The sequence below is a fragment of the Streptococcus sp. SCPM-O-B-15304 (M98) genome (genome assembly GCF_058200215.1).
Window position 1 is genome coordinate 1 of sequence record NZ_JBYQGQ010000010.1, and the last position, 14,538, is coordinate 14,538.

The 14,538-nt window shown below is 39.0% G+C and carries 13 protein-coding genes; 2 read left to right on the top strand and 11 right to left on the bottom strand.

Annotation, left to right across the window (positions count from 1 at the left end; all coding sequences use genetic code 11):
- From AC3E7H_RS07025 to AC3E7H_RS07040, 4 genes are all read right to left on the bottom strand, one after another.
- Positions 1–5,169 (bottom strand): Spy0128 family protein (locus AC3E7H_RS07025; RefSeq protein WP_490676304.1); only part of this gene is annotated, 5,169 nt, incomplete at its 3' end.
- A gap of 410 nt (positions 5,170–5,579) precedes the next feature.
- Positions 5,580–6,215: an SGNH/GDSL hydrolase family protein gene (locus AC3E7H_RS07030; RefSeq protein ID WP_000290629.1), complete on the bottom strand. Its 636-nt coding sequence runs from the start codon at positions 6,213–6,215 to the stop codon at positions 5,580–5,582.
- A 1-nt stretch (position 6,216) separates the two neighbouring features.
- Positions 6,217–7,044 (bottom strand): Cof-type HAD-IIB family hydrolase, encoded by an 828-nt coding sequence (locus AC3E7H_RS07035; protein WP_000403234.1) that lies wholly within the window; start codon positions 7,042–7,044, stop codon positions 6,217–6,219.
- Positions 7,045–7,068: 24 nt separating this feature from the next.
- Entirely contained in the window at positions 7,069–8,388 is a 1,320-nt protein-coding gene (locus tag AC3E7H_RS07040) for a CapA family protein (protein WP_490676305.1), read from the bottom strand.
- 160 nt (positions 8,389–8,548) lie between these two features.
- On the opposite strand from AC3E7H_RS07040, the gene def reads away from it, so the two are divergent.
- Positions 8,549–9,160, top strand: a complete 612-nt coding sequence (def, locus tag AC3E7H_RS07045; RefSeq protein WP_001272935.1) for a peptide deformylase — start codon at positions 8,549–8,551, stop codon at positions 9,158–9,160.
- Positions 9,161–9,204: 44 nt separating this feature from the next.
- On the top strand, positions 9,205–9,933 hold the full coding sequence (gene rlmB / locus AC3E7H_RS07050) for a 23S rRNA (guanosine(2251)-2'-O)-methyltransferase RlmB (protein WP_301559167.1): 729 nt from the start codon (positions 9,205–9,207) through the stop codon (positions 9,931–9,933).
- A gap of 179 nt (positions 9,934–10,112) precedes the next feature.
- Here rlmB and trxB read toward each other — a convergent pair whose 3' ends face one another.
- From trxB to AC3E7H_RS07085, 7 genes are all read right to left on the bottom strand, one after another.
- The gene (gene trxB / locus AC3E7H_RS07055) at positions 10,113–11,024 is read right to left on the bottom strand and encodes a thioredoxin-disulfide reductase (protein ID WP_490676306.1); all 912 of its coding nucleotides are present in this window, start codon (positions 11,022–11,024) and stop codon (positions 10,113–10,115) included.
- Between the two features lie 65 nt (positions 11,025–11,089).
- Positions 11,090–11,314, bottom strand: coding sequence for a DUF4059 family protein (locus AC3E7H_RS07060; RefSeq protein WP_000960970.1), 225 nt, complete (start codon positions 11,312–11,314; stop codon positions 11,090–11,092).
- A 79-nt stretch (positions 11,315–11,393) separates the two neighbouring features.
- A complete protein-coding gene (locus AC3E7H_RS07065) occupies positions 11,394–12,137 on the bottom strand; it encodes an amino acid ABC transporter ATP-binding protein (RefSeq protein ID WP_045762917.1) in 744 nt (247 codons plus the stop codon).
- The gene (locus tag AC3E7H_RS07070; RefSeq protein ID WP_001103454.1) at positions 12,137–12,937 is read right to left on the bottom strand and encodes an amino acid ABC transporter permease; all 801 of its coding nucleotides are present in this window, start codon (positions 12,935–12,937) and stop codon (positions 12,137–12,139) included. Before AC3E7H_RS07070 ends, AC3E7H_RS07065 begins: the two co-directional genes overlap by 1 nt.
- Positions 12,938–13,093: 156 nt before the next feature.
- Complete coding sequence (locus AC3E7H_RS07075; protein ID WP_373094402.1) at positions 13,094–13,450, bottom strand: Spx/MgsR family RNA polymerase-binding regulatory protein; 357 nt, start codon at positions 13,448–13,450, stop codon at positions 13,094–13,096.
- An 11-nt stretch (positions 13,451–13,461) separates the two neighbouring features.
- Positions 13,462–13,974, bottom strand: coding sequence for a methylated-DNA--[protein]-cysteine S-methyltransferase (locus AC3E7H_RS07080; protein ID WP_414312635.1), 513 nt, complete (start codon positions 13,972–13,974; stop codon positions 13,462–13,464).
- Complete coding sequence (locus AC3E7H_RS07085) at positions 13,967–14,467, bottom strand: GNAT family N-acetyltransferase (protein ID WP_414260150.1); 501 nt, start codon at positions 14,465–14,467, stop codon at positions 13,967–13,969. The genes AC3E7H_RS07080 and AC3E7H_RS07085 overlap by 8 nt, the downstream gene beginning before the upstream one ends.
- Positions 14,468–14,538 lie beyond the last annotated feature (71 nt).

The window sequence follows — 14,538 nt, forward strand, 5'->3', positions numbered from 1 at the left end:
TTCTTCTGGAGGAGTTACAGTATTGTTGAACTCTTTATCAGCCGCATCTGTTACATTCGCTACGATTGCTTTAGCTTTACCATCGTGTGATACCACAACTTTAACAGTCGCAACCATTGTGTCGTATGTAACGGTTGCATCTGTACCAGGAGTTTCTTCTACAGTGTAGTTGTAAGTCTTACCAAGATCATCACGTCCGAACTTAAGAGTCTTGAAGACAATCTTACCAGCAACGTCATTCTTCACGCGTTCTACTTCAACACCGTCTTTCTTCAATACGAATTCGAATTCGTTCGCTTGAAGTTCACGACCTTCCAAACGTTTCGTGAAGTTCATTTCCACTGGAACTGGAACGCTGTTCACACGTTTTTGAGTTGGTTTTTCTGGTTTTTCAACAGATTTGCTTACTGGATTATAAACATGAACGATTTGGTTGGCTTTATTTTCAATATCCACTCCACCCGCAACGTCATCTTTAACAGTTGCTGGGATATCAAATTTATAGTAGCGACCAAATGCAAATTTAGTTGTATCAATAACTTGTGTATTATCCGCATCACCTAATGATTTGTTTACAGAAGTCTTAGATGTTGCTGTAATGACACCATTTTCAACCTTAATGTCAAACTTGTCAGTTACGTCATCCCCAGTTTCACTGTCATATGCTTTAATATCAGCAGCATTTACAGTTAATTTTTCTGAATCATAGGTATCAGAGATTCCAACAGATTGGATGTTGTTTTTATCAGTGAAGTTTCTAGTATCCAACCATACTTGGTAAACTAGTTTTTCACCACGTTCAACCGTCTTAGTATTGATGTTTTCTGCTTCGTTGTTTGAAGTTCCATCTGCATATGGGTTTGCATTTGTAGCAGTGTACTCATCAGCCAACTCATCGTCATCATCTACAAGTTTTGATCCTGTAATGTCAAATTTCTCTTTGTTAAGAACAAATTTTTCAGGTTGGAATTCAGGTGTTTCAGGAGGAGTGATCTTGTTGTTGAATTCTTTATCATCAGTTCCTTCTGTTGAAGTTCCATCAGCATTGACACCGCCAGTTGATGTTACGTTTGTTACAGTAGTCAAGGTGTGACCATTCTTAGCAACTTCAACTGTGACTGTTGCTTTCATAGTATCATAAGTCATACCAAGCTCTTTAGTAGATGGGATAACTTCTTCTACTGTATAGGTATGAGTTCCAACTTTAGTATTATCAAATGATAATTCAGTGAATGTTACCGTTCCGTCAGCTTTATTTGTTACTGTTTCAAGAGTTTGACCAGTTGAATCTTTCAGAACAAAGCTAAATTCGCCATCTTTAAGTTCACGACCTGCTAATTTCTTAGTAAAGTCAAATCTTGCAACGACTGGAGCCACATGATAGTTATTAAACTCAGTATCATCCGGCATTGTAACTGCTGCATTCAAGAGGCCAGTTGAAGCATCTTTCGTAACTGTTACTTTTACTTCTGCATTCATTGAATCATAGTCAATGTTTGTGTCTGTACCAGCTACTTCACGTACAGTATAGGTATGAGTACCTTCTGCATCATAAGAAATCGCATCAAATTGGATAGTTCCATCAGCCGCGTTTTTCTTCGTTTGGAGAACTTTTCCATTTTCAAGCAATTCAAATGTAAAGGCATCCTTCGTCAGTTCTTTACCTTCTAGTTTCTTAGTAAATTTGAATTGTGCTTGAGTTGCAGTTGGTGTGAAGGTATTGTTAAATTCTTTATCTGCTGGAAGTGCTGCTACAGCAGTAAGGGCATGACCTGATTTAGTAACAGTAACTGTCACATTAGCCTTCATAGTGTCATAAGTCATACCAGCTTCTTTTGTTTCTGGAATAACTTCTTCTACAGTGTAGTTATGATCACCGACTTGAGCATTCGTAAATGTCAAGGCGTCAAATTTAACGTTACCAGCGGCATCGTTTTGTTTTGTTTGGATAACAGTGCCATCTTTGTCTTTCAATACAAAGCTAAATTCACCAGCCTTGAGTTTACGGCCTGCAAGAGCTTTGCTGAAGTCAAATTGGGCAGTTACAGGCGCCACAACGTGGTTGTTAAAGACTTTATCGTCAGTACCAGTTGCTTCACCACCTGTTGAAGTCATTTCAGTATTAGCTACCAAGAGACCTGTATTCTCATCTTTTGTAACTGTTACTTTAACTGCGATAGTCATTGCATCGTAGTCTACATCAGCTTTATCGCCTTTAACTTCTTTTACTGTGTAGTTGTAGACACCTACTTGGTCAAATGACAATTCGCTAAAGTTAATCTTACCGTCAGCTTTATTAGTTACAGTTTCATTAACATTGTTATCACCAGTCAAAGTGAAGCTAAAGTCACCTGCATTCAAGTTACCATTTGAGAGTGATTTATCAAACTCAAGGTTTACTTTAACAGGAGATGGTGTGAAGGTATTGTTGAACTCTGTATCTGCAGGAAGTGTGTTTGTTGCTTTAAGAACATGACCTTCCTTAGTAACAGTGATCGTTACTTCAGCCTTCATTGTGTCATAAGTCATACCTTCTTCTTTAGTTGGTAAACCTGACACTTTATTTGTTGGGATAACTTCTTCAACTGTATACTTGTGAGTACCAACTTGAGTGTTGTCAAAGGTCAAATCGTCAAATGAGATAACACCAGCTGCATTATTTGTTTTCGTTTGGATTGTTTTACCAGTTGAATCTTTCAAGGCAAATGTAAATTCGCCATCTTTCAACTTACGGCCATCCAATTTCTTGCTAAAGTCAAACTTAGTCTTTACTGGAGCTACAACATAGTTGTTGAAGACCTTATCATCTGCACTTGCGCTAAATCCACCTTCTGAACTGTATTTAACTGTAGCTTCCAAGTCACCTTTAGAATTCTCAGTTACAGTAACTGTCATTGTGACAGCCATTGCATCGTAGTCAACGTTGGTATCAGAACCTTTTGTTTCAGTGATCTTGTAGTTATAAACTCCTACTCGGTCAAATGACAATTCGGTGAAAGTTGCTTTACCGTTTTTATTAGTTACAGTTTCAGAGTATGCTTCGCTAGCTGAACTTGTTTCTTTCTTAAGAGTGAAACTAAACTCATCATCTACAAGGGCACGACCTTCCAATTGTTTTTCAACTTCTGGTTTTACCTTGATAGTTTCTGTCTTGTCGTAGTAGTAGATAGGTTGTTTGTATGGTGTCAAGGAGTTGAGCAAGTCAACGTTGGTACCAATACCCTTATAAGCACCACTATCTAATTGACTATTTGGTGAAAGGTGTCCAATATTGTCTCCCAAGAACGGAACAAATACAGTCTTCTTCGGTGTATAATTTGCAGCTGTTTGGAAATCAAAATTAACAGGTTCACCATTTGGATGTCCAGCAAAAGGAATGGTTTGAAGAGGGGTCTTTTTAACGACCAAATCCTCTGTATTCACTCTTCCCGGCTTGATTGGTTTGGTTTCTGCTAAAAGCATATAACCGTCAGTGTTCAAAGTCCCATCTGAACGTTTACTTTGTTGTTTTGGATCTAGTAGGTAAACACGAATCACTACAGATCCGTCTTCATCAACGATTTCCTTGATACGTTTAATCCCAGCACGTTCAGCATCCATAAATCTAGTACCAACTGTGTAAGGACGACTCACATAACCAGAAGTTGTATCTTGACCAGCTGTTTGATAAAGTTTATAAACTGTTTCTCTGGTAATTTTATCTGTAAGTTCTTCAGTCTTTGTAAATTGACGCTCCCCAGAAGCTGTGAAGTTTTGACCCTCCATAGCTTTGAGTGTATATGTTGCTAGACTGGTTTCATTTCCATTTTCTTTATAGTCCTGAGTTGTAACAGATTTACCAGTTTCCTTATAAGTAGGATTTGCCTGATCAACAACTTTATAGTATGTTGTCTTATCAACAGTTACAGGAATCTTAAAGTTAGTGTCTGTAACTTCACGACCATTATAAGCAGGTTCAACTGCATTCAAAATATCATTTGAGTTACGTGCAGAATAAACAGCCGTATAATAAGCTTGTTCAGCTGGAGTCAAGGTATGACCAGCAGCTACCAAAGCTTGAACAGCTGATCCAACTTCAAATCCCATTTGAATGAATGGTTGGTCTGTTTTACCAGGACCTTGACCAGCACCTGCTTGGTAATCCACTTGCAGTGTCAACTCATTATTAGATTTTGGAGTGGTTGTAGTGAATTTTTGAACACCGCTAGTTGCAGTGACTGTATGTGTTTCAACTACATTACCCGTATTTTTATCAATCAATTCAACTGTAGTATCGGTTGAAGTGCCAAATGTTTTATAAGCACGCGCATAGTAGTTTGTATTATAACGGGCATTAAATTTTGTCAAATTCCAGATACCAAAAGTATAGAAGTCACCTTCTTTAGCTTGGTAACCAGCTGGAATTGTTTGAGAATGCACAGATGCTCCGTTAGGATCTGTCATGTCTGGATTGGCAGCAACATTATCAGCTAAAGTCGTTACAACATCAATCGGTGCTACATTATGGTCAGTTGCAGCACGACGGTTACGGCGACGACCACCATTTGTAGCCAAAGCACCGGCATTTACAGTGTTCTCAGCTGCCAAAGCAAGTGTTTCTGTATCTACTAGTGGTTTTGCTGCAACATTAGCTACACTAGCAGTTGTATCAATGCTAGTTGCCTCAGCTACAGCTGAAACTTCTGCTTTAGGCTCAGATTTTTCCTCTTGTTTAGTTTCAGTCTTTTCTTCTGCCTTAGACTTAGCTACTACAACTTCTTCTGCTTTTGAAGCAGTTGTTGCTACTGGCTTAGAAGACTCTGGTTTTACCTCAGGACTAACAGATGTTTTTTCCTCAGTTTTGTCAGCTTTTGTTTCTTCAGATTTTACTTCAGTTGGTTCTGATTTTACTACTTCAGACTTAACTTCAGGTGTTGATGTTTCTGACTTAACTTCTGAAGTTTCAGAATTAGCTGAAGTTGCCACATCCGTTGATGGCTCTTTCAACTTTTCCTTGTCGTTATTGTCGACTAGTTCAGTATTCTCATCAGTTTGCTTTGCTACAATCTCAGCAGCATTTACAGCACCACCATTAGCCATCATGAAGCTAAGGGTCGTTCCTAAGAAAACTGATGCGACACCAACTTTGTATTTTCTTAAAGAAAATCGTTGTTGCTCTCTTCTTATCATGGGATAAGTTCTCCTTTTTAAACATTTTAACTAATAATATGTAAGATTATTGACTTTTTCCAAAAAAGAAAATGTACTTCCCCACATTACAAGTAACGCTAACAGTATACCATATTCGAACCTTTTAAATCAAGAAAAAGGAAATTAAATTCTTCCCCTATTTTTATAATTATTATTCATTTTTACGATAATTAATACATTTAAAAATAGTGTCTTTTATGTGTGTTTTTTTTATTAATCTTATTGTTAAAACTTTTATGTCTAAAGATTAATTTCATCCAAAAGTATTTTCTATATAAAAAACTCTAAACTTTTTAATTGAATATTTTTTTATTCATTTTAAATGTTTAGAGTAAATTTTTTTTAGTAAAATTACTGATTATGAAATAGATAGTTCATCTATACTGAACCTATAAAATATATTTTTTTAGAGTACTTGATAAAGCTTGATAACCAGCGACACTGAGATGAAGGCCATCTGTTGTGTAGTCTGCCTTAAGTTGCCCTTCCTGATCGAGTAAGTTCTCAAAAACAGATACGTATTCAACCTGCATATAGGCAGAGGCAAGGTCTTGATAGGCTTGGTTCCAGGCCTTGATTTTCTCATTGGTACGAATATAAACTGTCTGTTTGAAGTTCGTACTCTCATTGACTGGCAAAATGGAAACTAGCTTTATCTGTGACAGTGGATAGTCGCGAGAAATACTTTGAATCACGCTTTCAAGATTGTTTAGCGCTTCATTCATTGGAACATCTTTGCCGATATCATTTGTCCCAATCAAAAGTACAATTTGATCCACCGCATCGCCATAGAGATGAGCATCAAGATTTTCTCGTAAAAGTCCAGTCTGGTAGCCTCGAATCCCTCGGTTCACAATGTTTTTTGACGTTCCCAATAATTCTTGCAAGGGATAATATTCAATAATGGAATCCCCGATAAAAATGATATCTGGTTCAATCACCGAGATTTGATTAAGTTCACGATACTTGGTTTGAATTTTCTCTTGCTCTTTTAAGAGCCAATTTTCTAATAGTTGTACTGCCAAGTTATTCTCCTTCTTCTAGCCAGTTTTCTAAAACTTGGTAAACACCCGCCTGACTGTTGGCTGGCGCTATTTTGGTGGCTACTTCTTTGACAGTCTCCTCTGCATTTTCCATGGCATATGAAATTCCTGCCAACTCTAACATTTCAATGTCATTTTCACTATCACCAAAGGCCATAATTTGTTCAGGTTTCAAGTCCCAACGTTTGAGCAACTCCTCTAAGCCCCATGCCTTATGAATCCCATCTTGTAAGATATCGATACAGCCGTAGCCACTAGAAACAGCTCGAACCTGACCATCAAATAATTCATTGATTTCTTGCAAAACGGATTCTGATCGTTCTTCACCAACAACCATACTCATCTTGAGAACACCACCAAAGAGACTGGAATCAAATTCATCAACAAAGTGCATTCGTTGATAGAATTTCTCTATCATCTCCAAAGTCATAAATTTATCAAGTTCTGTAAAGACAGTTCCTTCCTTGACAAAACCGCCATTCATAGCAGTTACGACAAACTGATCCTGACACTCTCTGCCTTTAAAATGGCCCAAAGCCCTATCAACCATAGCATCGTCCCAAGTCTGAGCTTGAATCAATTGATCATTTTCGAATATACGAGCGCCATTAGCAACCACGAGAACTACTCTATCTGCTAAATGTCCCAGTAATTGTCGCATTCGATGAACTTCATTTCCAGTTGCAATGACAAAACGAACGCCACGTTGATCTAACTGATCTAAAATTTTCTCTAGTCGAGGTAGGTCCAGTTGTCCTTGAGGATCCAACAAAGTACCGTCCATATCTGTCGCTATTATCTTAATTTCCATTGTGTCTCCTTGTGGTCCAAGTCACTACCACTTCAAACCTACATGCTCGTTCATTTCTTTATAGGCTATATCAATCCTTTGCTTTGTGGCCTCGTCTAACTGACTACGGTATTTCCCGCCCTCTATAAAATCTTCCAAGATATAGGTTTGGTAAAGATAGAGTGGGTAGCCTTCTGGAGAATAACCTCCTTTTGGAGTACGACTCACCCAGCTTGGATGAGCTTGGGCCGTCTCGATAGTTGTTTTACCGGACTTTTTCTTAATGGTCACATCCATAAGTACGCCACGTTCCGTCCACTTGGCATTTTCAACATCCTGCATGGTTTCAATTCGTTGATTTGAGATAAAATTACCCATAGAGTAGATGATAAGCTTTTTATCACCGTCTTTTTCAACAGTTTCAGCCGGTTCAACAACGTGAGGATGCCCCCCAAAGATAATATCAGCTCCCCAATCAATCATTTTATGGTAAAGTTTCTTTTGCTCCTCAGTCGGCTCAATTTGATACTCAACTCCCATCTGAGGCATGATAATTGTAATATCTGCCTCCTTCTCTGCTCGTTCAATTTCAGCCTTCATTTTATCTTCGTCTAAGTCTGAAAGATAACGATTATAATCCTCTTGTGAAATGCTTTGTTCAATGCCGTTAAAGCCATAGGAATAAGCTAAAATAGCAACTTTAATACCATTAACTTCCTTGATAACTAAAGGAGCCTTATCTCGTGATTCATGGGTATAGACCCCGACCGGTGTCATTCCTGCCTTTTCAATAGCATCTGCAGTTGAAATCACTCCCTCAATCTGAGAATCCAAGATATGATTGTGAGCCAAATCTAGCACTTGATAGCCTGCATCTTTTATAGCATCCATAACTTCACCAGGTGCATTGAACAAGGGGTATCCTGCAAAATAGTGGTCTTTATTTACAGTTCCTTCAAAATCACCAATGACTAAGTCAGCTTGCTTCAGCCAGGGTTTTACATACTCAAAATTTTCATGGAAATCATAGGTGCCGTCTGATTTTTTGGCTGAAATGTAGATAATGTCATGATAGAGCAAATCACCATTTGCCATGATACGCGCACTCGTTTCTTGTTCCGTCTCTGCATTCTTTGCCTGAGAACTTGACTCTTGGTGTGCGGAACTTGGATCACTACTGCTTAAAGAAATCCCTCGAGCTCCTTCCACTAATAAAGTAAGCATCATCGAGACAGCTACCGAAGCTAACAAGACCACAATAAAAGTGCGATTATTCCACTGCTTATAGTTCCTGAAAAACCGAACGGAATGTCTAATAGCTTGTAAAACGGGACCATTTTTTCTTTTTCTACTACGTTGTTCCATCATTTTTCTCCCATGATTTTAAAGTCTATTTTCTTACTCTATTATACCACAGACAAATAGGTATTTCCTTTTATTATATTATTTTTTAGCAACTTCTGTGACTTTCTTTCTCGTCTGTTTTGTGTTATCATGTAATTGTAATAGAAGGAAAGGAAAGAATATGTCTGCTATAGAACGAATTACCAAAGCTGCTCACTTAATCGATATGAAAGATATTATCCGCGAAGGGAACCCTACTCTTCGTGCCGTTGCCGAGGAGGTCTCTTTCCCCTTGAGCGACCAAGATATCATTCTTGGAGAAAAAATGATGCAATTTTTGAAACACTCGCAAGATCCTGTTATGGCTGAAAAATTAGGTTTACGTGGAGGTGTTGGGCTTGCTGCACCACAGCTGGATATCTCAAAACGCATCATAGCTGTACTGGTACCGAATATCACTGAGGAAGGTGAAACTCCTCAAGAAGCCTATGATTTACAAGCTGTTATGTACAATCCTAAAATCGTCTCACATTCAGTCCAAGATGCTGCTCTAGGCGAGGGAGAAGGTTGCTTGTCTGTTGACCGTGCTGTTCCAGGTTATGTTATCCGCCACGCTCGAGTAACTGTCGACTATTTTGATAAGGATGGAGAAAAGCACCGTATCAAACTAAAAGGCTACAACTCAATCGTTGTTCAACATGAAATTGACCACTTAAATGGTATTATGTTCTACGATCGTATCAATGAAAAAGATCCATTTGAAGTTAAAGATGGCTTGCTCATTCTTGAATAAAGAAAATCCCGTTGCAAGACGGGATTTTGTGTTATAATGAAGATATGAAAACAAACGATATTGTCTATGGCGTTCATGCCGTCACAGAAGCTCTTTTAGCAAATACTGGAAACAAACTCTACCTTCAGGAAGATTTACGAGGAAAGAATGTGGAAAAAGTTAAGGAATTGGCTACTGAAAAGAAAGTATCCATTTCTTGGACTTCCAAAAAATCACTTTCTGAGATGACTGAAGAAGCTGTTCACCAAGGTTTTGTCTTGCGCGTTTCTGAATTTGCCTACACTGAACTTGAGCAAATTCTTGCTAAGACACGTCAAGAAGAAAATCCACTACTACTTATTCTTGATGGTTTAACGGACCCACATAATCTCGGTTCTATCTTGAGAACAGCGGATGCAACCAATGTTTCAGGTGTCATCATTCCCAAACATCGAGCTGTCGGTGTTACTCCTGTCGTAGCAAAAACAGCAACAGGTGCGATTGAACACGTTCCTATCGCTCGCGTGACCAATCTCAGCCAAACCTTGGACAAACTCAAGGATGAAGGCTTCTGGACATTCGGTACTGATATGAATGGAACTCCTTGCCACAAATGGAATACCAAAGGAAAGATTGCTCTCATCATCGGAAATGAAGGCAAAGGTATTTCAAGCAACATCAAGAAACAAGTAGACGAGATGATCACCATTCCTATGAATGGTCACGTACAGAGCCTCAATGCCAGTGTCGCAGCTGCTATCCTCATGTACGAAGTCTTCCGAAATCGACTCTAATAAAAAGTGAGGTCGGGATCTTTTGTCCCAACCTCACTTTTTATTAGCAATCAAACTTTGACGCGGTAACTGATTGAACTTTTTGTTCGTCTTTTAGACTCCAAAAAACTCCTAATCATCCTCGCGGGGCTGGGACAGAAATCTAGACTTTGTCAATCGATTTCTGTCCCACCGCCTTTTTAATAATGTTCGGTAATATATTTGTAGGCCTCTTGACCTGCAATAGCGCCATCTCCAACAGCTGTTGTAACTTGGCGAAGGTCTTTTTGACGAACATCCCCAACCGCAAAGACACCTGTAACATTTGTCTTCATGTGATCATCTGTCACAATCCAACCTGCCTGGTCGCGAATCTGCAACTCTTGGACAAAGTCACTAACAGGGTCTAAACCAACATAGATGAAGACACCACCAAAGGCTTGTTCTGTCACCTGACCTGTTTTAACATTTTCAATCACAACCGATTCCACACGGTTTTCACCCTTGATTTCTTTAACGACAGAATCCCAAATGAAGTTGATTTTTTCATTGGCAAAGGCACGATCTTGCAAGACCTTTTGGGCACGTAGTTCATCTCGACGGTGAACAATGGTAACAGATTTTGCAAACCGTGTTAAGAAGATAGCCTCTTCAACTGCGGAGTCACCTCCACCTACGACCAACAAATCCTGGTCGCGGAAAAAGGCTCCATCACAAACTGCACAGTAAGAAACTCCACGACTATTGAGTTCTTCTTCTCCTGGAACCCCCAAGAGACGGTGCTTAGAACCAGTCGCTACGATAACTGTGCGAGTTTCATAAACTTGGTCGTCTGTTACGACTTTTTTGAATTCGCCATGATCCTCAACATTTTCAACGAAGCCATAGAGATGCTCAACACCTAGATTTTCAAGAGGTTCAAACATCTTTTCAGCTAATTCAGGACCACTGATATTAGCATAACCTGGATAGTTTTCAATGTCAGAAGTATTATTCATCTGACCACCAGGAAGTCCACCTTCAATCAAAGCAACTTTCAAATTGCTACGTGCTGCGTACAAGGCTGCAGTCATCCCAGCAGGCCCTGCACCGATAATAATCGTATCGTACATTCACTTTCCTTCTTTCTTGTTGTAACTAATTTTATTCTAACGGATTAAATCCCATTTTACAACTATTAAGCCTTGAGAACCAACAAAATGCTCATGGTTGCAAATGACAATACTGGAATTGTTAAAACTCCAATCATAATCATATCGTAGAGATGGGCTTGACGTGCTTTAGCAGTTTTGTCAACCCCAGACAGAGCTCTAAGTCCAATCCAGAGTCCTAAAATAATCAAGACCAGTAGAATTGTCAACACTAAACTCTCTAAATACAAAGCAAATAGCTGAACTAGCATGCTCTCTCTCATTTCTATTAATTTTAAAGAGCAAACCCAGTTAGCCTAGCCAACTGAGTCTTTCTTATCTTCTATTATATCAAATATAGGTTCGTTTGTAACTAGCAAAGAATTCTTTTGTTCGTTCTTCTTTAGGATGATTGATAATCTCATCTGGTGTTCCAGACTCAATAATCTTTCCTTTATCCAAGAACAAAACCTTATCAGCTACTTGAGAAACAAAGGACATATCGTGACTGACTAAAATCATGGTTTGACCTGATTTAGCTGCATTAGCGATAGATCTTTCTACCTCACCAACCAATTCTGGGTCAAGGGCTGAAGTAGGTTCATCCAAGAGCAAGATTGCTGGCTTCATGGCTAAAGCACGCGCCAAAGCTACCCGTTGTTTTTGTCCACCTGATAAGTGGCGAGGATAGTGCTGTTGACGATCTGAAAGACCAACCTTAGCCAACTCTTCTTTGGCAATCTTAGTTGCTTCTTCGTCGGAAAGTTTTTTAACAACTACCAAACCTTCCTTGACATTGTCTAAGGCCGTTCTACGCTCAAACAAATTGAACTGTTGGAACACCATGGACAACTTGCGACGAAGAGTCAAGATTTCATCTTGAGTAATTTGAGAAAAGTCAACTTTGAAATCATCAATCTGAATACTTCCACTATCAGGTGTTTCCAGATAATTTAGGCTACGAAGAAAGGTTGACTTCCCCGCTCCTGAGGAACCAATCAAAGCTACTACTTCCCCTTTTTGAATATCTAAATTCAGATGATCCAAGACGGTTTGACCAGAAAAGGATTTGCTTAAATTTGAAATCTTAATCATTAGCGAAGGTCTCCTTTCACATCTGTTTTCACATTATCTGGTGCTTCGATGGCCATTTTTCTCTCAATGAAGCGACCAAGATTTTCAATAGCAATATTTACCACCCAGTATACAAGAGCAACTGAGATGAAACGTTCGAAGTAACGGTAGTCTGCACCACCCAAAATCTGAGCTTGGGCAAAGACTTCTACAACACCCGCACTAAAGGCTAGGGAAGTTCCCTTGGTCAATCCAATGAGGGAGTTAATCAAGGTTGGAGTCGCTACTACCGCTGCATTTGGAATAATCACACGACGGTAAACTTGTGCACGTGTCATTCCAAGACTACGAGCGGCTTCAATCTCTCCAGGATTAACCGAAAGAATAGCGGCACGGATAGTTTCACTAGCGTAAGCTGCTTCGTTAAAGGCAAAAGCTACAATGGCAAAAGCTGCAGCCGGAATCGCATTGATATTAAAAGCAGTTCCCCATTGTTGATTCAACGCTTTTAATGCTAGAGGAATTCCATAGTAAGTCAACATCAACTGCACTAGGATTGGTGTCCCTTTTAAGAAACTAACAAAGAATGCTTGTAATGGATAAAGAATTCTAACGCGATTAATTTTTACAATAGCAAAAACCAAGGCCAAGATTATACCAAAAAAAGCACCAAATACTGTCAACATCAATGTTGTTGGCAATTGTTGTACAATTCTTGGAATCCCATCAAAGACAGAACGAAAACTAAACAGTTTGCCGTCTGGAATATACTGCATCAAGTTTTGATACCAATCTGATGCTAAAATTGTTGTAACATTCATAGAAACATCCTCTCCTGATAATGAATCATTCTATCATACTTCTGCCTAGATTTAAAATATTTGCTACGAGCAGAAGAGACTTTGTTTACCTACTAGTTTATCATACTTTAAAAGCGTGAGGTTATATATTTTACCTATCAAGGAGATAGAAAAAAACTATTTCAAATCCAAGTTGTCGTAGGTTTTACGATAACCAATCTGCTTCACAGCACCATTCTCCACTAATATAGGACGTTTTAATAACATACCATCACTGGCCAAGAGTTTGGCCGCTTCTTTTTTGGATAAAGTTCCAACCTTGTCTTTTAAACCCAGTTCACGGTATTTAATACCACTAGTATTGAAAAATTGCTTCAACTCAAATTTTGAAGTTTCAAGCCAATTTAAAATGACTTCTTCACTCGGAGTTTCTTCTACAATATGAACATCTTTATACTCTAATCCGAGTTGATCTAACTCTTTTTTGGCTTTTTTACAAGTTGTACATTTTGGATATTCGATAAATTCTAACATTTTTTCTCTTTCTATTTTTTATTTTCTTGATAACTTGCACCTTCATGATTCAAGAGCCAAGCCTTCTTATCAAGTCCCCAAGCATAGCCTGTCAGACGTCCTCCAGCACCTAGCACACGGTGACAGGGGACAAGAATAGACCAGGGATTGCGCCCTACTGCTCCTCCGATTGCCTGAGCCGAAGCTATCTGCAAGTCCTTAGCTATTTGTCCATAAGTAACTGTCTGACCAAAAGGAATTCCTCGCAAGTAGTTCCAGACTCTTTTTTCGAAATCACTACCGACAGGAGCTAAAGGTAACTGAGACAAATCTTGATTTTGTCCTTTAAAATAAGCATCTAAATAGCTAGCAATCTGATTTAAAATGGGATGACTTTCCACCTCAACTAGATTACCTAGCGACAAGCCTCTCTCAAAATAACTCTGTGCTTCAACCCATATCCCAAACAGATAGTGATCATCTGCTACCAAAGATAAGATCCCAATCGGAGAACCGTACAGCATTTTTGCATACTTTTTAGGCATTTGATTTTAATTTTTGATAGGCCAAGCGTTCCCCGTCTACTGGAACTTTACCAACCTGTTTGAAGCCAAGTTTTTCAAAGATATGCTGCATGGCTATGTTTTTAGCGTGCGTATCTGAACGAAAATCTAGGTAATCGAAGCCTTCAATCAAGCCTTCTAAAAAGGTCTGAGCAACACCTTGGCCTTGGACATCTCTAGAAACCGCAATCCGATGAAATACAAGGTATTCTGGTTCTCTTCCTTCCCAACTTCCATTATAAATGGCTTCATAAGCTTTTTCTGGACTTTTAGTCACTGCTGCATAGGCTAAGAGCTCTCCTTCTTCTAAAGCTACATAGGCTTGACCTGAGATGATATCTTCAATAATCGTGTCGGCATTTGGGTAATCATTTTGCCACTGGGTGCTACCAGCTTCCGCCAAGCATTTTTTAGCATCCTCAATCACCTGCATAATTGCATCTACTTCATTTGGAAAGGCTAAACGAATTTCCATTTTTCTTCCTCTTTTCTGACTAGTTTCTCTCATCATAGCATAATTTAAGGCTTTCTACAAGCAGTTAAAAC

Excerpts from the sequence above, each read along its gene's own strand:
- AC3E7H_RS07065 (WP_045762917.1), bottom strand. The coding sequence starts at position 12,137 with ATGATTAAGATTTCAAATTTAAGCAAATCCTTTTCTGGTCAAACCGTC.
- trxB (WP_490676306.1), bottom strand. The coding sequence starts at position 11,024 with ATGTACGATACGATTATTATCGGTGCAGGGCCTGCTGGGATGACTGCA.
- AC3E7H_RS07060 (WP_000960970.1), bottom strand. The coding sequence starts at position 11,314 with ATGCTAGTTCAGCTATTTGCTTTGTATTTAGAGAGTTTAGTGTTGACA.
- AC3E7H_RS07080 (WP_414312635.1), bottom strand. The coding sequence starts at position 13,974 with ATGCCTAAAAAGTATGCAAAAATGCTGTACGGTTCTCCGATTGGGATC.
- def (WP_001272935.1), top strand. The coding sequence starts at position 8,549 with ATGTCTGCTATAGAACGAATTACCAAAGCTGCTCACTTAATCGATATG.
- AC3E7H_RS07040 (WP_490676305.1), bottom strand. The coding sequence starts at position 8,388 with ATGGAACAACGTAGTAGAAAAAGAAAAAATGGTCCCGTTTTACAAGCT.
- AC3E7H_RS07070 (WP_001103454.1), bottom strand. The coding sequence starts at position 12,937 with ATGAATGTTACAACAATTTTAGCATCAGATTGGTATCAAAACTTGATG.
- rlmB (WP_301559167.1), top strand. The coding sequence starts at position 9,205 with ATGAAAACAAACGATATTGTCTATGGCGTTCATGCCGTCACAGAAGCT.
- AC3E7H_RS07075 (WP_373094402.1), bottom strand. The coding sequence starts at position 13,450 with ATGTTAGAATTTATCGAATATCCAAAATGTACAACTTGTAAAAAAGCC.
- AC3E7H_RS07085 (WP_414260150.1), bottom strand. The coding sequence starts at position 14,467 with ATGGAAATTCGTTTAGCCTTTCCAAATGAAGTAGATGCAATTATGCAG.
- AC3E7H_RS07035 (WP_000403234.1), bottom strand. The coding sequence starts at position 7,044 with ATGGAAATTAAGATAATAGCGACAGATATGGACGGTACTTTGTTGGAT.